At 31.4% G+C, this 19,647-nt stretch carries 16 protein-coding genes; 1 reads left to right on the forward strand and 15 read right to left on the reverse strand.

The window, feature by feature from the left end; all coding sequences use genetic code 11:
- Nucleotides 1–17: 17 nt before the first annotated feature.
- The 13 genes from IAA47_06800 to dusB all read right to left on the reverse strand — a co-directional run bounded on the left by IAA47_06800 (nt 18) and on the right by dusB (nt 17,428).
- Nucleotides 18–1,100 carry an LptF/LptG family permease gene (locus IAA47_06800; protein MBU3842670.1) on the reverse strand — a complete coding sequence of 361 codons (1,083 nt, stop codon included), beginning with the start codon at nt 1,098–1,100 and terminating at the stop codon, nt 18–20.
- Nucleotides 1,100–2,176 (reverse strand): LptF/LptG family permease, encoded by a 1,077-nt coding sequence (locus tag IAA47_06805; protein ID MBU3842671.1) that lies wholly within the window; start codon nt 2,174–2,176, stop codon nt 1,100–1,102. The genes IAA47_06800 and IAA47_06805 overlap by 1 nt, the downstream gene beginning before the upstream one ends.
- A 9-nt stretch (nt 2,177–2,185) precedes the next feature.
- Nucleotides 2,186–2,719, reverse strand: a complete 534-nt coding sequence (locus tag IAA47_06810) for a CvpA family protein (GenBank protein MBU3842672.1) — start codon at nt 2,717–2,719, stop codon at nt 2,186–2,188.
- A 10-nt stretch (nt 2,720–2,729) separates the two neighbouring features.
- Nucleotides 2,730–3,911, reverse strand: a complete 1,182-nt coding sequence (locus tag IAA47_06815; GenBank protein ID MBU3842673.1) for a class I SAM-dependent rRNA methyltransferase — start codon at nt 3,909–3,911, stop codon at nt 2,730–2,732.
- A 9-nt stretch (nt 3,912–3,920) separates the two neighbouring features.
- Nucleotides 3,921–5,018, reverse strand: coding sequence for an alanine racemase (gene alr, locus IAA47_06820; GenBank protein ID MBU3842674.1), 1,098 nt, complete (start codon nt 5,016–5,018; stop codon nt 3,921–3,923).
- A 130-nt stretch (nt 5,019–5,148) separates the two neighbouring features.
- Nucleotides 5,149–6,105 (reverse strand): protein translocase subunit SecF, encoded by a 957-nt coding sequence (gene secF / locus IAA47_06825; protein MBU3842675.1) that lies wholly within the window; start codon nt 6,103–6,105, stop codon nt 5,149–5,151.
- Nucleotides 6,102–7,322: a protein translocase subunit SecD gene (gene secD / locus IAA47_06830; GenBank protein MBU3842676.1), complete on the reverse strand. Its 1,221-nt coding sequence runs from the start codon at nt 7,320–7,322 to the stop codon at nt 6,102–6,104. The genes secF and secD overlap by 4 nt, the downstream gene beginning before the upstream one ends.
- Before the next feature lie 18 nt (nt 7,323–7,340).
- On the reverse strand, nt 7,341–7,760 hold the full coding sequence (ruvX, locus tag IAA47_06835; GenBank protein ID MBU3842677.1) for a Holliday junction resolvase RuvX: 420 nt from the start codon (nt 7,758–7,760) through the stop codon (nt 7,341–7,343).
- 9 nt (nt 7,761–7,769) lie between these two features.
- Entirely contained in the window at nt 7,770–10,370 is a 2,601-nt protein-coding gene (gene alaS / locus IAA47_06840; protein ID MBU3842678.1) for an alanine--tRNA ligase, read from the reverse strand.
- 52 nt (nt 10,371–10,422) lie between these two features.
- The gene (gene lptB, locus IAA47_06845) at nt 10,423–11,148 is read right to left on the reverse strand and encodes an LPS export ABC transporter ATP-binding protein (protein ID MBU3842679.1); all 726 of its coding nucleotides are present in this window, start codon (nt 11,146–11,148) and stop codon (nt 10,423–10,425) included.
- 11 nt (nt 11,149–11,159) lie between these two features.
- On the reverse strand, nt 11,160–13,844 hold the full coding sequence (lptC, locus tag IAA47_06850) for an LPS export ABC transporter periplasmic protein LptC (protein MBU3842680.1): 2,685 nt from the start codon (nt 13,842–13,844) through the stop codon (nt 11,160–11,162).
- Between the two features lie 3 nt (nt 13,845–13,847).
- Entirely contained in the window at nt 13,848–16,475 is a 2,628-nt protein-coding gene (gene mutS / locus IAA47_06855; protein ID MBU3842681.1) for a DNA mismatch repair protein MutS, read from the reverse strand.
- A complete protein-coding gene (gene dusB / locus IAA47_06860) occupies nt 16,475–17,428 on the reverse strand; it encodes a tRNA dihydrouridine synthase DusB (GenBank protein MBU3842682.1) in 954 nt (317 codons plus the stop codon). The genes mutS and dusB overlap by 1 nt, the downstream gene beginning before the upstream one ends.
- Before the next feature lie 149 nt (nt 17,429–17,577).
- Between dusB and IAA47_06865 the strand changes: the two genes are divergently transcribed.
- Complete coding sequence (locus IAA47_06865; protein ID MBU3842683.1) at nt 17,578–18,231, forward strand: M48 family metallopeptidase; 654 nt, start codon at nt 17,578–17,580, stop codon at nt 18,229–18,231.
- 6 nt (nt 18,232–18,237) lie between these two features.
- Here IAA47_06865 and IAA47_06870 read toward each other — a convergent pair whose 3' ends face one another.
- Together IAA47_06870 and IAA47_06875 are read right to left on the reverse strand one after the other, a co-directional pair.
- A complete protein-coding gene (locus tag IAA47_06870) occupies nt 18,238–18,780 on the reverse strand; it encodes a manganese efflux pump MntP family protein (protein ID MBU3842684.1) in 543 nt (180 codons plus the stop codon).
- A 123-nt stretch (nt 18,781–18,903) separates the two neighbouring features.
- On the reverse strand, nt 18,904–19,647 hold a 744-nt coding region (locus tag IAA47_06875; protein MBU3842685.1), incomplete at its 5' end, for a formate/nitrite transporter family protein.

Genomic DNA, 19,647 nt, shown 5'->3' on the forward strand with positions numbered 1-19,647 from the left:
ACTCCATTTTTGATATTCTAGTATTCTGCTTTATTCATAAGATATATTCCAACAACTAAAAATATTATATTTGGAATCCATCCACCTACAAATGGATTTAAAAATCCATTTGAACTCATAGCTTCAAACGAAGCTTGTACAACATAGTATCCGTATCCAAGTAAGACACAAACTCCTAAACTTACTGCCGAAGTTCCCCTTACATATCTTCCGCCTAAAGCAAGTCCTAAAAATGAAATTACAAAACTTGCAAATGGGAAAGAGTATCTATTTGCTAATTCAACTAATAACTCTCTTGTATCTCCACCTATGCTCTTCATCTCTCTAATAGTCTTTTTTAACTCTTTTATTGTAAGTGTTCTAGGTTCAACTGTTAAAGTTATGAAATTTTCTGGATTATCTTTATATTTATTTTCTGAAAAATACTCCTTACTTTCAGATTTTTTATTATCATATCCATAATAGATATTAGCATCTTTTAATACCCATACTTTTTTTGTAAAATTGTATCTTCCTTGAGGGGCAGTTATTATTCTCTCTACTCTATTAAAATTTTCATTCATATCTATTATCTCTATATTTTCAGCTAATCCACTCTCTCTATTTATTTTTTGCATCAAATAGATATAGTTAGAATCCTCTCCTCTTAAGAAGGCATTTCTTTTTTCAACAGGAGCAACTCTTTTTTGTACCTCTCCACTTCTTAAATCTCTATTTATCTTTAAAGAGATAGGATACAAAGTATCATTTACAAAGAATACTACTCCAGATATTATACCTGAAATTATTATTGGGAATAAAACTATTCTCTTAAATTTTATTCCAGATGTTTTAAGAGATATTATTTCAAGATTTGAAGCCATACTACTTATTGTCATCATACTTCCCAATAGTATAGCTAGAGGAGCAACATCAATAAAAGTTCTAGGAAGAAGAGTTACTATATAATATACAGCATCACTTGGAGTAAATCTTCCATCACTCAGATATTTCACAACTCTAAAAAGCTGGCTAACTATAAATATTCCCATAAAAGCCATTAAGCTCAACATAAAGGATTTTATGAAATTTTTACTGATATATCTATCTATAATTCTCACTATATCACCTCTGCTTTTTTCTTATACATAAATAGAGTCAGTAGGAAAAGTATTATATTTGGTATCCATACTCCTATAAAAGCAGGAACTATTCCCTTTGTTGCCATTACCATTCCTACATTTAGGCAAGTGATATATGAAAATATTACTATTAGACTTAGAGCAAAATTAGCTCCCTTTCCACTTCTATGATGTCCTATAGATAGAAATACTCCCAATAGAGATAGCATAATTGTTGATAATGGTACTGCTAACTTTTTATTTATCTCTACTTTATATGGTATCTGTTCAGCTGGTGATTTGTCTTTCATCTCCTTTAAAAGTTTACCAATTCCCATAGCCTCTAAATCTTTTACCTTTATCTCTATCTCACTAAAGTAAGCGGCTAAAGGTATTCTCTTCTCATCAAACTCTCCTCTTAAAACCTCTTTTCCCTTATCATTGAAGTTATAAAATTTTGAGTTCTTTAATACCATTGCCGAATCTTTCCAATAAGCTTCCTCCCCAACTACAACTGTAGGAAATGGCTTATCTTCAGCTTTTTGAAATATTAAAATCCCCTTTGCAATCTTATCTTTTCCATCCATTCTATCTATATAAAGATTATACTCATCTACTTCATCAATAAATGTTTTCTCTTTTAACTGGAATACAGGATTTTCATAAGCTATCTTAGCAGTTAAAAACTGTAATTTAGTCATAGATCTTGGAATTATACTCTCTTGTAAAAAAAAGATAAAAAGTGTTATACAGCAAGCTGCTATAAAGACAGGCTTAACTATATCTTTTAAAGACATTCCAACTGCACTCATTGCTGTTGCCTCACTTGTTCTAGTAAACTTAGAAAATGTCAACATTATTCCTAAAAATATCCCCATCGGTATAGTTTGGGATAAAATTGGTGGAAGATAAAAAGACAAAATTCTTATTACATCTATGATCGAAATTCCTTTTACTATAATATTTTCCATCATAGCTACTATGATATCTATTAAAAATATAAATGTAAATAATGAAACTCCAAAGAGAACTGGTATCTTTATCTCATTTAAAATATATTTATCTATAAGTTTCATATACCTCTCCTAAAAAATTTTATTCATATACTTGTCAATAAGCTTCTCATTCTTTATCTCATTTAATTTATCTTTAAAAACTTTTGGAATATATTTTTCAATTAACGGAGAAACTTTTAACATTGTCTCCGCTGCTTTACTCTTCTCTCCATATTTTTTTACATCAGGTATTAGATCACTTACAAAGTTAAATATAAATATAACTACTACGGCCAATATAGCACCTTTTATTGATCCAATCAATCCTCCTAATATTCTTAAAATAAATCCTTTATTTTGACTATCCATAATATTTCTTAGGAAGTGTAGGAAAATTCCCATAACTATATATACAGCCCAAAATATAATAATATAAATTATAAAATAATTTGTCTCATTTACTTTAAATTTTAAAAACTCCATCAAAATTGGAGTAAAGTACTTAGCTGCAACAAAATTTATTATTAAGCCAAATACTGATAAAAACTCCACAAATAACCCATTTTTTAATCCATCTAAAATTGCTAATACCAATACAACCAATATAACAATATCTAAATACATACTTACCCCTTTAATTATTTATTATTCTTACCCATAGTGCTTTTAAATATAGTGTCTCTGGAACATGTAAGATCCAAGGATGATCCTCTGGTTGGTAGTTTATTCCTATAACTTGTAATAACTTACCATTTTTAGAGGCTGCCATTCTTGTTACCTCTAATAGATCTTGTAAAGAGATATGGTAAGCACATGTTATTACCCCCAATATTCCACCATCTTCTAAAAGTTTAAAACTATCGTCACATAGATCAAAGAAAAAGTCTCTTCCTCTATGAATATCAGCTTTTCTTTTTATTAAAGATGGAGGATCTAATGTAATCACATCGTATTTCTCTCCTCTTCCAACTAATGTTTTAAGAAGTAGGAAAGCATCTCCTTCCATAGTTACAAAATCCCCTTCAAATCCATTTAACTCATAGTTTTCTCTACATAACTCTAAAGCATGAGGCTCTTTATCTATAGCTACAACTTTTTTACAATTCTCTTTTAAAGCAGCCATTGAGAATCCACCACTACTTGAGAATACATCTAAGAATCTAGTATCCTTATTCAAATATTTTCTGATAAACTTTCTTGAATCTCTTTGATCTAAGAAAAATCCTGTTTTTTGTCCATCTATAATATCTATTCCATACTTAAGTCCATTATCTTCCATAATTACTCTTTCTGGGATCTCTCCAAAGATAATTCCTGTCTTTTGCTCTACTCCCTCATGAGTTCTGTTTTCAACATCACTTCTCTCATATATTCCCTTAGGTTTCATAACTTTTTTTATAGCATTTATTATCTCTTGTCTAAATCTCTCTACTCCTGAGTTTCTAAATTGTACAGCTACATATTTATCAAACTTATCTATAATAAGTCCAGGTATTCCATCTCCCTCTGAAAAGAAAGCTCTTACACAGTTTGTTTCATTAAAAAGATGCTCTCTTTTTTTATAAGCTGATCTTATCTTATTTAATATAAAATCTTTATCTATTTTTTCATCCTTTGTTGTCAATACTCTAACATAAGCAGATGTAGAGTCAGTTACATACCCTCTTCCTACAAATGTCATATCCTCAGTACAAACATCAACTATATCTCCATTCTCTATCTTTCCTATTGTACTTTTTACCTCATCTTTAAATACATTAGGATAAAAGTTTTGAATTTTTTTCTCTTTTCCATTTTGTAAAATTATTTTAGCCATTTTCTCTCCTTATCTTGTTATCAAATATGGTTTCCCATTTTCCTTATATACTCTATATACTCTTCTACCTATACCAGTTAGAATATCCCAAGAACATTTATGTTCTACATTTATCTCCTCTATAATATCATCTCTTACAACTATTACCTCTGTTTCAATCTGAACTTTATCCTTTATAGAGTCCGGTATTTTTACCATACACATATCCATACATATCTCTCCAATTATTGGACATTTCTCATTTTCAATAATAACATAGCTTCTATTTGAAAACTCTTTCTTTATTCCATCTGCATAACCAACTCCTATGGTTGCATAAGTTTCTCCCTTATGAAGAGTATACTTTCTTCCATAAGAAATAAAAGAGTCCTCCTCTACAGTTCTTATTGAGAGAATCTTAGTCTTTACACAAAATACTCTTTTTAATTCTGGTACTCTATAGTTTGCTATCATTCCATACATACAGATTCCAGCTCTTACTAAGTTTCCACTTAGCTCATGGTTAAATCTTAAAATTCCACCACTATTTAAAATATGAATATACTTTACTCTATCCTTATATTTTTCAAAAATTTGAAATTTCTTTATCTGAGTTTCTGTATAATTATCTGATTCCCTATTAAATCCATCTGCATCAGAAAGATGTGAATAGATACCCACAATATTTATATTATTAGCTAAGCAATATTCTACTACTCTTTCTCCCTCTTCTGGCAAAAATCCTAATCTTCCCATACCAGTATCTATCTTGATATGTACTCCAACTTTTAAATTATTCTTTTTTATATACTCTATCTGATCCCAGTTTCCCACTGTTATCTGAATATCATTCCTATCAGCTATATCAATCTCATCTAAAAATATTACTCCTAAAATCAATATCTCCACTGGTAATTTTAACTCTCTCAATTCTAAAGCTTCATCTAAACATGCTACAGCAAATTTTTTTACTCCATGTTCAGAGAGATATCTCACTGTCTCCTTTGCTCCAAATCCATAGCTATTAGCTTTGACTACTGCCATAATCTCTCTATTCTCAACTTTTTCTCTTATTTTATTTATGTTAAAAAGTAAATTGTCCATCTCTATTTCTAACCATGCTCTCATTTTGTTCCCTCTCTTTTGCAATAATCTCACTTTCACCATAAATTATAATTCAGCTTTTGAAGAGTAATAATCTCTTTAAAGAATATCAGAGTAACTATATTATAGTTACTCTTTTATTCTAACTTAATTTTTATACTACAATCTTTTCTTTAGATTCTTTTTTTTCTTCCCTTTGAAGTTTCTTCTCTATTCCAGAACCACCATTTTTTGTCTTTTTTCTATCTAATAAATACATAATCGATGTAGCAACGAATATAGAACTATACGTTCCTGCTAAAATACCAACTAATAGAGTCACAATAAAAGTTCTAAGTGAGTCTCCACCAAATATTAGTATAGCTACTATAGCAAATAAAGTTGTCACCGATGTATTAATAGTTCTAATCATAACTTGGTTGATACTTCTATCTAATATCTCCTCAAAAGAAAGTTTTTCCTTCGTTTTACGTCTTAAATTTTCTCTTACTCTATCAAATACAACAATAGTATTGTTTATTGAGTAACCTAATATTGTTAATACTGCAGCTATAAATGGTGTATCTACCTCATAACCTAAGATAGCTATCACTCCTACAGCTATAATTATATCATGTAAAAGAGCTGTTACTGCACCTATTGAAAATAAAAATTCAAATCTTAGTGTAATATATAAAATTATTAATACTGTTCCTATTGCTAAAGAGTAGATAGCTGATGTTTTTAACTCCTTACCTATGCTAGCACCAACCTTATCTACCTTATCTAATTTATATGTTCCTACCTCTTTTAAGTCCTCTAGTACAAGTTCTTTTTGAGCTTCACTTAACTCTTGGCTTCTTATAATAACTGTATTATCTTCTGAAACCTGTACTTTTCTACTATTTGGACTTAATTGTGGAACCTCTTTAGCTACATTATCTAAAACACTATTTATTTCCTTTAGTGTTATATTATTTTCAAATTTAACTTGGATAAGATTTCCTCCTGAGAAATCAATTCCATAGTTGAGACCCTTGAATATAAGAACAGCTATTGAAATTATCACTAATACAAGTGAAAGTCCTAAGTATTTTTTACAATTTCTTATAACTCCTATTTGCATTACTATCTCCCCCTTACTCCAAATAATTCTGGTCTTTCAAACTTGAAAACCTTTACAAATGTAAGAAGAAGTATTTTTGTAATAGTTACTGCTGTAAACATAGATGCAAGTGTTCCTATTGTTAAAGTTACTGCAAACCCCTTAACTGGTCCAGTACCAAATGTGAATAGTATTGCTGTTATTATAAGTGTTGTAATATTTGAATCAAATATTGCTACAAATCCCTTATTAAATCCAGCGTTTATACTATTTATTACACTATTTCCAAATCTTAACTCCTCTTTTATTCTTTCAAAGATAATTACATTGGCATCAACTGCCATTCCAGCTGAAAGAATAAGTCCTGCTATTCCTGGAAGTGTAAGAGTTGCATCAATAAAGTTTAAAGCTCCAAAAGTAATAAGTCCAAATATAACAAGAGCTATATCAGCAACTATTCCCGGTAATCTATAGAAAACTAGCATAAATATCCCTATTAATCCCATAGCTAATATTCCAGCATTTTTACTTTGAGCTATAGATTCATCTCCTAATGATGCTCCTACCGTTCTAGTTTCAGCTATCTCTGCCTTCACTGGAAGAGCTCCAGCATTTAAAAGCGTAGCTGTAGCCTTAGCCTCTTCAACTGTATAGTTTCCTGTAATAACTCCATTTCCACTAGGGATTTCAGAGTTTATCATAGGAGCTGTTTGTACAACTCCATCAAGAGTTATAGCAAGTTGTTTTCCTATATTATTTCTTGTTATCTCTGCAAATTTTACTGCTCCATCTTGATTCATCTCAAATTGGATTTGAGGTCTTCCTAAATTATCATATGATACATCAGCTTTCTTTAAAGCACTTCCTGTAAGAAGAGTATCCCCCAATGTACCATCAGAATTTACTATTCTAAACTCTAAAAGAGCTGTCTTTCCTATCATCTTTATAGCATCTTCTGTATTGTTTACTCCTGGTAATTCAACTATTACCTTATTATCTCCAGCTTTTTGTACTACTGATTCTGCTACTCCTAGTCCGTTGATTCTTCTATCTAGTACCTCTATCAATCTATCCATAGCCTGACTATCTATAGTAACTCCCTCTTCAGGTACTGCTTCTAGTACTACATATACTCCACCTTTCAAGTCTAGTCCAAGCTTAGTTGGCTTAGCAAAACTCAGCCATACAGCTCCACAAACTACCATTATGACAAGGAGTAATCTCATCATTAGTTTTGAACTCATTTTCCCCTCCTATTTTAACTATTTTTTTCTATCTAAGAAACTTTGAAGAATTATTGCTGCAGCTACCTTATCAACTACTTTTCTCTTTTCAAGAGCTCCTTTTTTATTACTCTCATTTAGAAGTCTATCAGCTGATACTGTAGTCAATCTCTCATCTACTTCAAATATCTCTAATCCTTCAATATTTTTATTTAGTTTCTCTATAAACTCTCTTACCTTTTCAGCCTGTCTTTTCTCTGTTCCATCTAGGCTCTTTGGTATTCCTATTACAAGAGATTTTGTATTCTCTTGAGTAAGTATCTCTTCTATTCTCTTTACAGCCTTTACTTTTCTTCTGTCAATAACTTCAAGGGGAGTGGCTAATATCCCCATTATATCAGATTTAGCCACACCTATTCTTACATCACCAACATCTAAGGCAATATACTTTTTAAACATCTGTACCCCTTATAATAAAGTTTTTAAAGTTTCTCTAACTTTTGCTACAGCTTCCTCTATCTTAGAAGCATCTTTTCCTCCAGCTTGAGCAAAATCAGGTCTTCCTCCACCATTTCCTCCAGCTATTTGAGCTGCTTCTTTTACTAGATTTCCAGCTTTAGCTTTTCCTATTAAATCCTTAGTTACTCCTACAGCAAATATAGCTTTATCCTCTCCAGATGCAAGTACAACTACACAGCTTCCTAATTTATCCTTTAGAGAGTCTACCATTTGTCTTAACTCTTCTGCTGTCTTATCCTTGAAAGTTTTTATTACAACTTTTACACCATTGATCTCTTCAGCTGCATCATTTAATGAACCTGCTTCATAGTTAGTTATCTTAGCTTTTAATGACTCTATCTCTTTAGAGTTTTCTCTTAGAGTTTCTGTCATTTTTTCTACTCTTTCTACAACGTTAGCCTCATCAGCTTTTACTGTCTTAGCTATCTCTTTTAGAGTTCTTTCCATTCTCTTAACTAATTCATATGCTCCAAGTCCTGTAACTGCTTCTATTCTTCTTACTCCAGCTGCTACTCCACTTTCTGATTCTATTTTGAATAATCCTATCTTAGCTATATTATCTATGTGAGTTCCTCCACAAAGCTCGATAGAGAAGTCATCTACTTTAACAACTCTAACTATATCTCCATACTTATCTCCGAATAGAGCCATAGCTCCCTCTTTCTTAGCTTCATCCATGCTCATATCTCTTACAGTTACACATAGTGATTCTGCAATCTTTTCATTTACTAAGTTTTCTACTTTTTCTATCTCTTCAGCTGTCATAGCTTCATAGTGGTTGAAGTCAAATCTTAATCTTTGTCCATTTACTAATGAACCAGCTTGTTGTACATGAGCTCCTAAGACCTCTCTTAAAGCCTTATGTAATAAGTGAGTTGCTGTATGGTTCTTAGCTGTAGCTACTCTATTCATCTCATCTACTTCTAATAGATACTCTGCTCCCTCTTTAGCTTCTCCTTTTATTATTTCAACAGTGTGTGTAAATATTCCCTTTTGTTTTTGGACATCTACTACTTTTCCTTCAAATCCATTTCCAGATATTACTCCAGTATCTGCAGCTTGCCCTCCAGACTCTCCATAGAATGGTGTTGCATCAAATATCATAAGAGTTTTTCCATCTTTTCCATCTCTGATGCTTAATAATTTAGCTGTCTCTTTTAAAGTTTCATATCCTACGAACTTAGTAGTTCCATACTTATCATAGAACTCCTCTATAAAGCTATCTTGCCCTTTTTCCATTACTACTTCTCTTGCAGATCTAGCTTTCTCTTTTTGCTCTTCCATTTTAGCTTCAAACTCTTCTCTTGAAACCTCTACTCCCTTCTCTTCACAGATCTCTTCTGTTAATTCATAAGGGAATCCATATGTATCATATAGTTTGAATGTTATCTCTCCAGAAAGTTTCTTTCCACCCTCTGATTTTACCTTTTCTATCTCTTGGTTTACAAGTTGTATTCCTTGGTCTAGAGTACGAGAGAATTTTTCTTCCTCTATCTTAACAACTTTTTTGATGTGCTCTAAGTTATCATTTAAGTCTGGATAAGCTTCGTTCATTATCTCTACAACTTTATCTACCATCTTGTATAGGAATAACTCTGATTGTCCTAGTAATCTTCCGTGTCTTACAGCTCTTCTTAAGATTCTTCTTAATACATATCCTCTTCCTTCATTTGATGGTACTACTCCATCATTTATTAGGAATGTAACTGCTCTTGAGTGGTCAGTTATAACTTTTAATGAGAAGTCTTTTTCCTTGTCCTCTCCATATTTAGCACCTGTTAATCTTCCAGCTTCCTCTACTAATGGGAATAATAGGTCAGTTTCAAAGTTATTTGGTTTTCCTTGTACCATAGCTGTAACTCTCTCTAATCCAGCTCCAGTATCTATATTTTTCTTAGGTAATGGTTGTAATGAACCATCTTCCATTCTATTCCACTCTGTGAATACTAGGTTCCAAATCTCAATGAAACGGTTATCTGTTCCCTCATCTCCAAGTTTTGAGTTTTCATCTCCACCATAAGCTGGTCCTAAATCCACATGTATCTCTGAACATGGTCCACATGAACCTGTTGGTCCTGCCGCCCACCAGTTTTCATCTTCTCCAAGTCTTACGATTCTCTCTTTTGGGAAGTTACATTTTTCTATCCAAATTTGTTCTGCTTCATCATCAGTTGTGAATACAGATACCCATAGTTTATCTTTATCAAGTCCTAATACTTCTGTTACGAACTCCCAAGACCAAACTATAGCTTCCTCTTTGAAATAATCTCCAAACGAGAAGTTTCCTAACATTTCAAAGAAAGTATGGTGTCTAGCAGTTCTTCCTACGTTTTCTAAGTCATTTGTTCTGATTGACTTTTGATAAGTTGTTATTCTTGGATATGGAGCTTCTTTTTGTCCTAAGAAATATGGTTTGAAAGGCACCATTCCTGCTACTGTTAATAATAGAGATGGATCATCTGGAATTAAAGATGCACTCTCAAAATGTTTGTGATTTTTTTTCTTAAAGAATTCTATGAACTCTTTTCTAATTTGATTTCCTGTTAACATAGTTCCTCCAGTTCTATTTTGTTTCTATTTTTAATTTTAATTTTTCTACTTATTAATCAAGTTTAAACTTTTCACCTAGGTAAATTTTTCTAGCAGTTTCATTCTCAGCTATCTCTTCTGGTGTTCCACTTATAAGTACTTTTCCTTGAGCCATTATATAGGCTTTCTCTGTAATTCTTAAAGTCTCTCTTACACTGTGATCAGTGATAAGTATTCCTAATCCTCTATTTTTTAGATATCTTATTATCTGTTGAATATCCTCTACTGCTATTGGATCAACTCCAGCAAAAGGCTCATCCAGTAGGATAAAGCTCGGATTATTAGCTATTGTTCTAGCTATCTCTACCCTTCTTCTCTCTCCTCCTGAAAGAGAAAATCCTAAAGATTTTTGAACATGAGTTAATTTAAACTCCTCTAAAAGTTTATCTATTGTCTCTCTTTGTTCCCCTTTACTAATACCTTTCATCTCAAGTACAGCAGCTATATTCTCCTCTACACTCAAGTTTCTAAATATTGATGGCTCTTGGGCAAGATATCCTATTCCCATATTAGCTCTCTTATACATTGGATAATCTGTAACCTCTATATTATCACAGAATACACTTCCACTATCGGGTCTTACTATTCCAGTTATCATATAGAAAGTAGTAGTCTTTCCAGCACCATTTGGTCCTAATAGTCCAACTATTTCACCTTTTTTTACTTCTAGACTTACATCAGTTACAACTTTTCTTTTTTTATAACTTTTACATAGATTTTGAGCTGATAAATTTATCATAACTTATCTCCTTATTTTTTATAGTCTACATAAACATTTCCAGAGGCTTTTATTTTCTTAGTTTCCATATTATAAATTCCTCTATCGGCCTGAACTATAGATTCTTCATTTTCTATCTCTACATGTCCAATTAACTCTACTGTTCCAGCTTTCTGTCTAATTATTCCTCTATCGGCTTTTACTGTTGTCAATCCATATTCAGAGTTTCTATTTTCGATATATACATTTCCTATCAAAGTAGCTATATCATTCTCTATATCTACTTCTGCCACTGCTGATTTTATTATTGTTTCACCATTTACATCATCAACAATAGTCAATTTTGTACTCTCCTTAGAAAAAACTAATCTTCTATTTGAATCTATCTCTATATAATCAGACTCTAATTTTTTATCTCCTTGTACAAAGACAGCATTTTCTCTTATCTCACTTCTTAATATCTCATACTTTCCACTATTTTTAAAGTATACTCTTGCAAAGTCTCCTTCAAAAGTTGTTACAACTCCCTTATCCTTGACTTCACCCTTTACATCTCCTATAAAATCCATTATCATCTCTTTTAAGTTTCCATGTATCTTATCAGATGTAAATCTATCTCCATTTACTGTTGTTATGTCGGATCTATTTCCATCTAAGATTCCTGTTTTGTTATTAAATACTCCACTATCTCCCTTAAATGTAAAATCTTTATAGTTAATTGTATACTTATCTAGTGATTTAACTATCTCAGTTTTAGGGTAATACTCAACACTATCTCCTCTAAATGTAGAATCAATATCTTTCATCACAACTTTATCTTGGAAAAGTAATTTCTCTTCCTTTGAAAAATACGTCATCTTTTTACTTGTCAAAGTACTTGTATTGCTCTTTCCGCTAAAATTGTCTCCTACAAATTTTGAATCCTCAGTATAGTAAACTCCTCTATCCATTATACCATAAGTTTTACCATCTTTTGACTTAAAATCTATTTTTTCTGGAATATAGATATTTTTATCCTTTAAATTATACTTAGCACTTTGAGAATTAACTATTACAGTATCACTTTCCATATGAAGATTTCCATCTATCTCTAGATACTCTCCATTTTTAAAAGAGAAGTTATCTCCTGTTATTCTTACATTATCCTTAGGATTAACTATCTCAATACTACTTCCTAATTTTCCAAGTCCATTCTCTGTATTATAAGTTAAGTTACTTCCCTTAGCTGTATAACCATCACTTTGAAGAGTTACATCACCACTACTTAAAAACTCTCCATTCCCTTGATTATATGTAGCATCTTTACCTTGAAACATCATACTACCATCTAAAGCTTTCACTGTATACTTACCATTTATTTTAGCATTTTTATCTGCTCCTGTATAGATAATACTATCACTTAAAAGTGAATATCTCTTATCTTCCATATAAGCTTTACCTACTGCACTACTATCTTGTGTATTAGTATTATAGGCAAGTTGCTCTCCTTGAAGTTTTTGTCCTTTGCTCTTATCTAGGATATACCCATCTGTTATCTTTATATCCTTAGTAGTATCATTAAAGTAAAGTTTTTTACCCTTACTCTCATATTTTGGTCCGATGAAACTATAACTTCCATCTGTTACAAGCTCCTTTGTTGCATTATTATAAGTAAAAGATTTTGTAACTAATTCTCCATCTGCTGATGAGTATCTTACATCTTTTTTACCAGAAAGTGTCAACAGTTGAGTATTGCTATCATATACAAGTTTCTCTCCTGTTATCTTCTCTCCCTTTGTAGAAGTTCCAACTATATTACCTGTAATAGTTAGTACTTTGCTTTGAGTGTTATATGTTCCCCCATCTCCTACAAAAGAGTAAACTCCGTTACTTCCCTTTATTTTTCCTACAATATTTAAGATATCACTATTTGCTCCCTTATCCAATCTAGTTACATTTATTTTAAAGCCATTTACTTCAATAACTACATTTTTAGAGATCTTTAGAGTTTCCGTATCTTCTTTAAAATATAGGGATTCAGCTGATAACTTTACCCCTTTATATATAGCATCAAAAGGCTCCCAAGCTTCTAAAATTTTACTCTCCATATTATATCTTAAAGTTTTGAAGTTTCCATCCATGACACCTTGATTCTCTCCCTTTCCTTCCAATTTAATATTGTCAGAAAGAATAACTATCTTAGATAAGTCATCATAATTTCCCTTATCTCCCTTTAAGATTATATTTTTATCCTCTAAAGTAACATCTTTCTCCAACTCAATATAACTCATCTTTGAGTCAGTTGTGAAGTTTTGTCCAGAGATTGTCAAACCTCTTTCATCATTTATAGCTGTAACTCCAGTTGTTGAAGTTATCTCATCTTTTAATTTATTATAGTCTATATTCTCAGCTTTAAAGCTCCAACCATTAGGACTTATTCCAAGGATATTATTTTTTAAGGCTAAGTTTCTTACTTTATCAATAAAGATATTATCTCCACTTAGAAACATATCATTTACCTTTGCTTTCGCCTTTTCAAATCCCGTCTCATTCTCTTTTATATAGTCCTTTTGTTTTTGGGCTTCAACCAAATAATCCTCGTTTCTATATGTTACATTAGTAGTTTCTACTACTTGTTCTGTCTTTCCTACTTCTCCCTCATCACCAAAGTAGTTAAAATACCCCAATATAACTACTACTATTATAGCTATTCCATATATTATTTTTTTCTTATTCATACTTTAACTCCCATTCAATATTTTTTTCAACTCATTAAGTTTCAATAGTGCTTCTAATGGTGTTAATTTATCTGGCTCTATCTCATCTAGTACTCTCATTACTATTTTTTGCTCTTTAGTTAACTCCTTACCTTTTAGAGCCTCTTTTTTACATTGAGTCTCCTCCTCTTTTGGAGCCATATTTCCAAAAAGAAGTAGTTGTTCTCCACCTAGATTCTTTTCAACTATCTCCTTTCTCTCCTCCAATCTCTTAAGAATAGATTTTGACCTATCTAATATCTCCTTTGGTAGTCCAGCAAGTCTTGCCACCTCTATTCCATAAGATTTATCTGCTCCCCCTTTAACTATCTCCCTTAAGAAGATTATCTCCTTATCATCTTCCTTTACCTCAATTCTAAAGTTTTCAGCTTTTTCTAACTTATCCTCTAATTGAGTAAGCTCGTGATAGTGAGTGGCAAATATTGTCTTAGCTCCAATTTTCTCATGTATATACTCTGTGATAGCTGTTGCTATTGAGATACCATCAAAAGTAGAAGTTCCTCTTCCAATCTCATCTAAGATAATAAATGATTTTTTTGTAGCACTGTTTACTATGTTAGCTACCTCACTCATCTCTAGCATAAATGTCGATTGTCCAGTAAGTAGGTCATCACTAGCACCTACCCTTGTAAATATCTTATCTACAAGTCCAATTTTAGCATAGTTAGCTGGAACATATGACCCTATGTGAGCCATTATTATTATTAGAGCTGTCTGCTTCATATATGTTGATTTACCAGACATATTTGGACCTGTAAGTATTATTATCTCTCTTTTATCATCAAATACTATATTATTTTTTACAAACTCTCCTGCTGGAATAAGTTTCTCTACTACTGGATGTCTTCCAGCTATTATCTCTATCTCATCACCATCATTTATCTCTGGTTGAATATATGAGTTTTTAACAGCTATATGAGCAAAGTCAGTAATTACATCTAGATATGCTACTTTATAAGCTAGATTTTGTAACTCCTCTCTATATTTTTTTATCTCTGCTGTCAACTCTTTAAATAGATGGTATTCAAGAGATTCTATTCTCTCCTTGGCATTAAGTACCTTTTCTTCATACTCTTTTAAATCTGCCACTATATATCTTTCTGCATTAGCTAAAGTTTGCTTTCTTATGTAATCCTCTGGAACAAGAGCTGAGTTTGCCTTAGTTACCTCAATAAAATATCCAAAAACCTTATTATATTTTATTTTTAGCCCTTTTATTCCTGTTCTTTCTCTCTCTCTATTCTCTATCTCAAGAATATAATCTTTTCCATCTTTTGAGATACCATGTAACTCATCTAAGTCAGAGTTATATCCACTCTTTATGACTCCACCTTCCCTAACTGAGAATGGTGGCTCATCTACTATGGCTTTCTCTATCATATTATATATCTCTACCAATGCTTTTACATCTATTTCAAACAGTGGATTTCCCTTTAGCAATTTGAAAATTTCTAGTGAACTCTTTATAGAAGTCTTTAAAGCTATTAAATCTCTTCCATTCTCTGTTTCTAAAATTAGTTTTCCTATTATTCTCTCTATATCATATGTATCCTTTAGTTTCTCTCTTATCTCCTCTCTAAGTAATACATTTTCTATAAAGAAACTTACATCTCTTTGTCTTGCTTTTATCTTTTCAACATCTAAAAGAGGGTTTTTTAAGAATTTTTTTAGTAATCTGCTTCCCATAGATGTCATACAGTTATCCATTACCCAAAGAAGTGTTCCAGCTCCACTCTTCTCCCTTTGGTTATCTACTATATCCAAATTTCTTTGAGTAGTAATATTTAACTCCATCACATTTTCACTACTTACATAGCTTATATTTGTGATTGGCAATTCCTTACCTTTTTGTAAGTCTACAACATACTCTAATACCAAAGCAGATACCGTAATGGCTTCTTTTCTATTTTTCATTCCAAAACTTTCCAAAGAGATTACATTAAAGTAATTTTTTAAATACTCCTCTGCTTTTTTTCTCTCTACACTCTTAGTAAACTTTATCTCACTTAGAGAGTTGTGTTTTTTGAATTCATCTATATAGTTATCATAAGTCTTTTCATCTAATACTATCTCTTTTGGAGCAATCTTATTTATCTCTCCTAATAATCTAAATAGTATATCTTCTCCAACTATTTCACTTGTCTTAAATTCACCAGTTGTTATATCTATATAGGCTAAAGCTCCAATATTATCAGATATTTTTATTCCCATTAGGTAATTGTTGCTCTTTTCATCTAAGAAATCTGTATCTATAATTGTTCCCGGAGTTATAACCCTTGTAACCTCTCTTTTTACAATACCCTTAGATGATTTTGGATCCTCTACTTGATCACAGATAGCTACCTTATGCCCCTTTGCTACAAGTTTTGCTATATATGAAGCTACCGAGTGATATGGTACTCCTGCTAAAGGAACTTCATACCCTTTCTCTCTATTTCTACTTGTAAGAGTAAGACCTAACTCTTTTGAAGCTATTACAGCATCTTCAAAAAACATCTCATAAAAATCTCCAAGCCTAAAAAGTAAAATACTATCTGTATATTGAGATTTTATCTCTTTATATTGACTCATAAGTGGCGTTTCTGCCATTATTATTCAACTCCCTCTTGTTCAATTCCCGCTTTTATTAAGTGTAATAACTCCAATACCTCTTCATACTTATCTGTATGGTTTATCTTATCCTTTATTGCATTAGAGTTTCTAATCCCTTTTAAATACCAACATATATGCTTTCTTAACTCAAATATAAATGGTCTCTCTGGATGCTCTATTTGAGTCCTTCTAGTATGCTCTATTGCCATATTTATTCTATCTAATGGAGTTACAGGATTTAGTACCTTTCCATGCTCTAAATACTCTCTAATATCTCTTATTAGCCATGGATTTCCAAATATTCCTCTTGCTAACATTACCCCATCTACTCCAGAGAAATCTATTCTCTCCTTTGCATCCTCAGCTGTAAATATATCTCCATTTCCTATTACTGGAATATCTACACTCTCTTTTACAGCCTTTATTACGCTCCAATCAGCTTTTCCAGTATACATCTGCTCTCTTGTTCTACCATGTACAGTTATATGTTTACACCCTGTCTCTTGAGCAATTTTCGCTATCTCTACAGGATTTTTAAACTCTTTATACCCAGCTCTTACCTTTATTGATAAGCCTGTATCATCATTTAAAGCACTTCTTAACTCTGATAACATAGCTCTTATATGTTCAGGATTTGCCATCAATGCTGATCCATAACCATTACTTGTTATCTTTTTCATTGGACATCCAGAGTTTATATCTATATGTTTTACTCCTAATTTCTCTACAAATTTTGCACTCTCTACCATCTTTGGAATATCCTTACCAAAAAGTTGTACAGAGTCTCCCTCTCTAAGTCTTAAGATTACCTTTAAAGTTTTTTCAGAAGCACACTCCATAGCATTGATACTTACCATCTCTGTAAATAACATATCTGGATTAAACTCTCTTAATATACCTCTATATGTATAATCTGTAACTCCAGCTATTGGAGCTATATATATTTTTTTCATCTATTTTTTCCTCCGTTTTCTATCTCATATCTCTCTAAAATAAAGATATCTCAATCTAAAAATTTTACCATATTTATAGCATTTTTTCAATATAACAATTTAATCCAATATTTTTTAACACCTTTATTTATTTATGATATAATACGATTATGGAGATAAAAATAACTAGAAAAAAGATTAAAAATATAATTATAAAAATCAATGAAAAGGGGGAAGTTTTAGTCTCTGCTCCCTATAAAGTTCCTAATTCATATATAGAAAATCTTCTCCAAGAGAAAAAGGAGTGGATAAAAGAAAAAATTGAACAAATAAAAAATAAACAGGAGAAGATTTCTACTTTTGAAGAGGGAGATGAATTTATATATCTTGGTAAAAAATATACCATCAAAATAAAAATATCCTCTGTTGAATATTGTGAGCTAACTGAGGAGCATTTTATATTAAATATAAAAATTAACAATTTTGAAAATAGAAAAAAAATTATCAGTAAATGGCTCACTGATAATTTTTGTACTCTTGTAAAAAACAGAACTATAGAATTCGGAAAGAGAATTGGCTATCTTCCTTCAATTATTAAATTTAGAGATATGAAAACTAGATGGGGTTCTTGCAATACCCTTACTCGAAGTATAACTTTCAACCTCCAACTCTATAAAAAACCTCTTGAAGTTATTGATTATGTTATACTACATGAGCTAGCTCATATCCCCTATCCCCATCATCAAAAAGAGTTTTGGAACTTTGTAGAAAAATATATGCCAGATTGGAAAAAAAGAAGAAGCTTACTAAAAACCTCTTCCTAAAAAATATTATCCTATTAGAGCTTTCACACCTAAAATAATAAGTACTGTTCCACCAAAGTAGTGAGCTTTACTTCCTAGTAGCTCACCTACTTTGCTCCCTAGATTTGTTCCTACAACTGAAATTATAAATGTTACAATACCTATTATCATAACATAAAGATAAATGTGTTGTTGTCCATTCATGGCAAAAGATAATCCTACTGCTAAAGCATCTATACTTGTAGCTATCCCCATTCCTAATAGAGCTTTCAAACCTATTTCAATATCATACTTCTCTTCCTCTTCTTTCCCCTCCTTTATCATATTTATTCCTATCAATACCAATATAATAAAAGCAAGTATATTACCATATGTAGAAACTTTACTACTAAAGATATTTCCTACACTGTAACCTAGCCACGGCATTATAGCCTGAAAAGCCCCAAAAGTTAATCCTAATTTCAAAGCTAAACTTCCCTTATTCTTTGAAGCTAGCCCTTGACAAAGACAGATTGCAAAAGCATCCATTGCTAAACTTATACCTATTAAAACTACCTCTAAAAAATACATCTAATCTCCACCTTATAATTTTTATTTGCTACATTATAACATTTTTATTCAATAGTTACAAAATTTAATTATCAACAATAAAAAAGAAATTCTACCTTTAACATAGATAAAATTTCAAAACCTTTATCTATTTTTATCTTTTCTTGAAATTAAGTAGTATGGCAAAGCTACAAAAAATATTCCACCTACCATATTACCAGCAGTTAATATTCCAATGTGTAAAACATACCACATAAAACCAAATATATTATCAAAAGGTCCTAAAAAAGCTACACTTAAAAGTGTCATACAAGCTACACTATTTTCAAATCCTGCTGTCACTAAAGCAAATAGACACCAGAATATCATCAGCAATTTTCCACTATCTGATTTACATCTATAACAACACCACACTGCTAAACATACAAGGATATTACAAAGTATCCCTCTAATAAATAGTTCATGTGCATTTAATAAAACTCTTTCTGATATAATTATTCCTAAAAATTTAATAAATTTCTCTGACATCAAACCAGAATAATAGAACCCTAAAGATATTAAAACTGATCCTGCCCAATTTCCTATCAAAGAGATAAAAAGAGCATAACCAGCTTCTCTATAACCAATACTCTTATTAAACACTCCCATTGCCATAACAAGATTATTTCCAGTAAATAACTCTCCTCCTGCCATTACAACCAAGCTTAAAGTTACTCCAAAGGATAATCCCATTATAACCTTTATTAATGGATTATCTATAATACAAGAGCCTATCCCAAAGACTAATACAACTCCAAAACCTACATAAATTCCAGCTAACATTGCAGCTATAAAATATCCTAAAAAATTATTTTTTAGTAACTCCACTTTTTTTCTTGCAGTTACCCC

The sequence above is a fragment of the Candidatus Fusobacterium pullicola genome, assembly GCA_018883725.1.
GTDB lineage: Bacteria > Fusobacteriota > Fusobacteriia > Fusobacteriales > Fusobacteriaceae > Fusobacterium_A > Fusobacterium_A pullicola.

Bases quoted from the DNA above. Each gene is read 5' to 3' on its own strand.
- IAA47_06805 (MBU3842671.1), bottom strand. From the start codon at position 2,176: ATGAAACTTATAGATAAATATATTTTAAATGAGATAAAGATACCAGTT.
- IAA47_06810 (MBU3842672.1), bottom strand. From the start codon at position 2,719: ATGTATTTAGATATTGTTATATTGGTTGTATTGGTATTAGCAATTTTA.
- IAA47_06815 (MBU3842673.1), bottom strand. From the start codon at position 3,911: ATGGCTAAAATAATTTTACAAAATGGAAAAGAGAAAAAAATTCAAAAC.
- alr (MBU3842674.1), bottom strand. From the start codon at position 5,018: ATGAGAGCATGGTTAGAAATAGAGATGGACAATTTACTTTTTAACATA.
- secD (MBU3842676.1), bottom strand. From the start codon at position 7,322: ATGAGTTCAAAACTAATGATGAGATTACTCCTTGTCATAATGGTAGTT.
- ruvX (MBU3842677.1), bottom strand. From the start codon at position 7,760: ATGTTTAAAAAGTATATTGCCTTAGATGTTGGTGATGTAAGAATAGGT.
- alaS (MBU3842678.1), bottom strand. From the start codon at position 10,370: ATGTTAACAGGAAATCAAATTAGAAAAGAGTTCATAGAATTCTTTAAG.
- lptB (MBU3842679.1), bottom strand. From the start codon at position 11,148: ATGATAAATTTATCAGCTCAAAATCTATGTAAAAGTTATAAAAAAAGA.
- lptC (MBU3842680.1), bottom strand. From the start codon at position 13,844: ATGAATAAGAAAAAAATAATATATGGAATAGCTATAATAGTAGTAGTT.
- dusB (MBU3842682.1), bottom strand. From the start codon at position 17,428: ATGAAAAAAATATATATAGCTCCAATAGCTGGAGTTACAGATTATACA.
- IAA47_06865 (MBU3842683.1), top strand. From the start codon at position 17,578: ATGGAGATAAAAATAACTAGAAAAAAGATTAAAAATATAATTATAAAA.
- IAA47_06870 (MBU3842684.1), bottom strand. From the start codon at position 18,780: ATGTATTTTTTAGAGGTAGTTTTAATAGGTATAAGTTTAGCAATGGAT.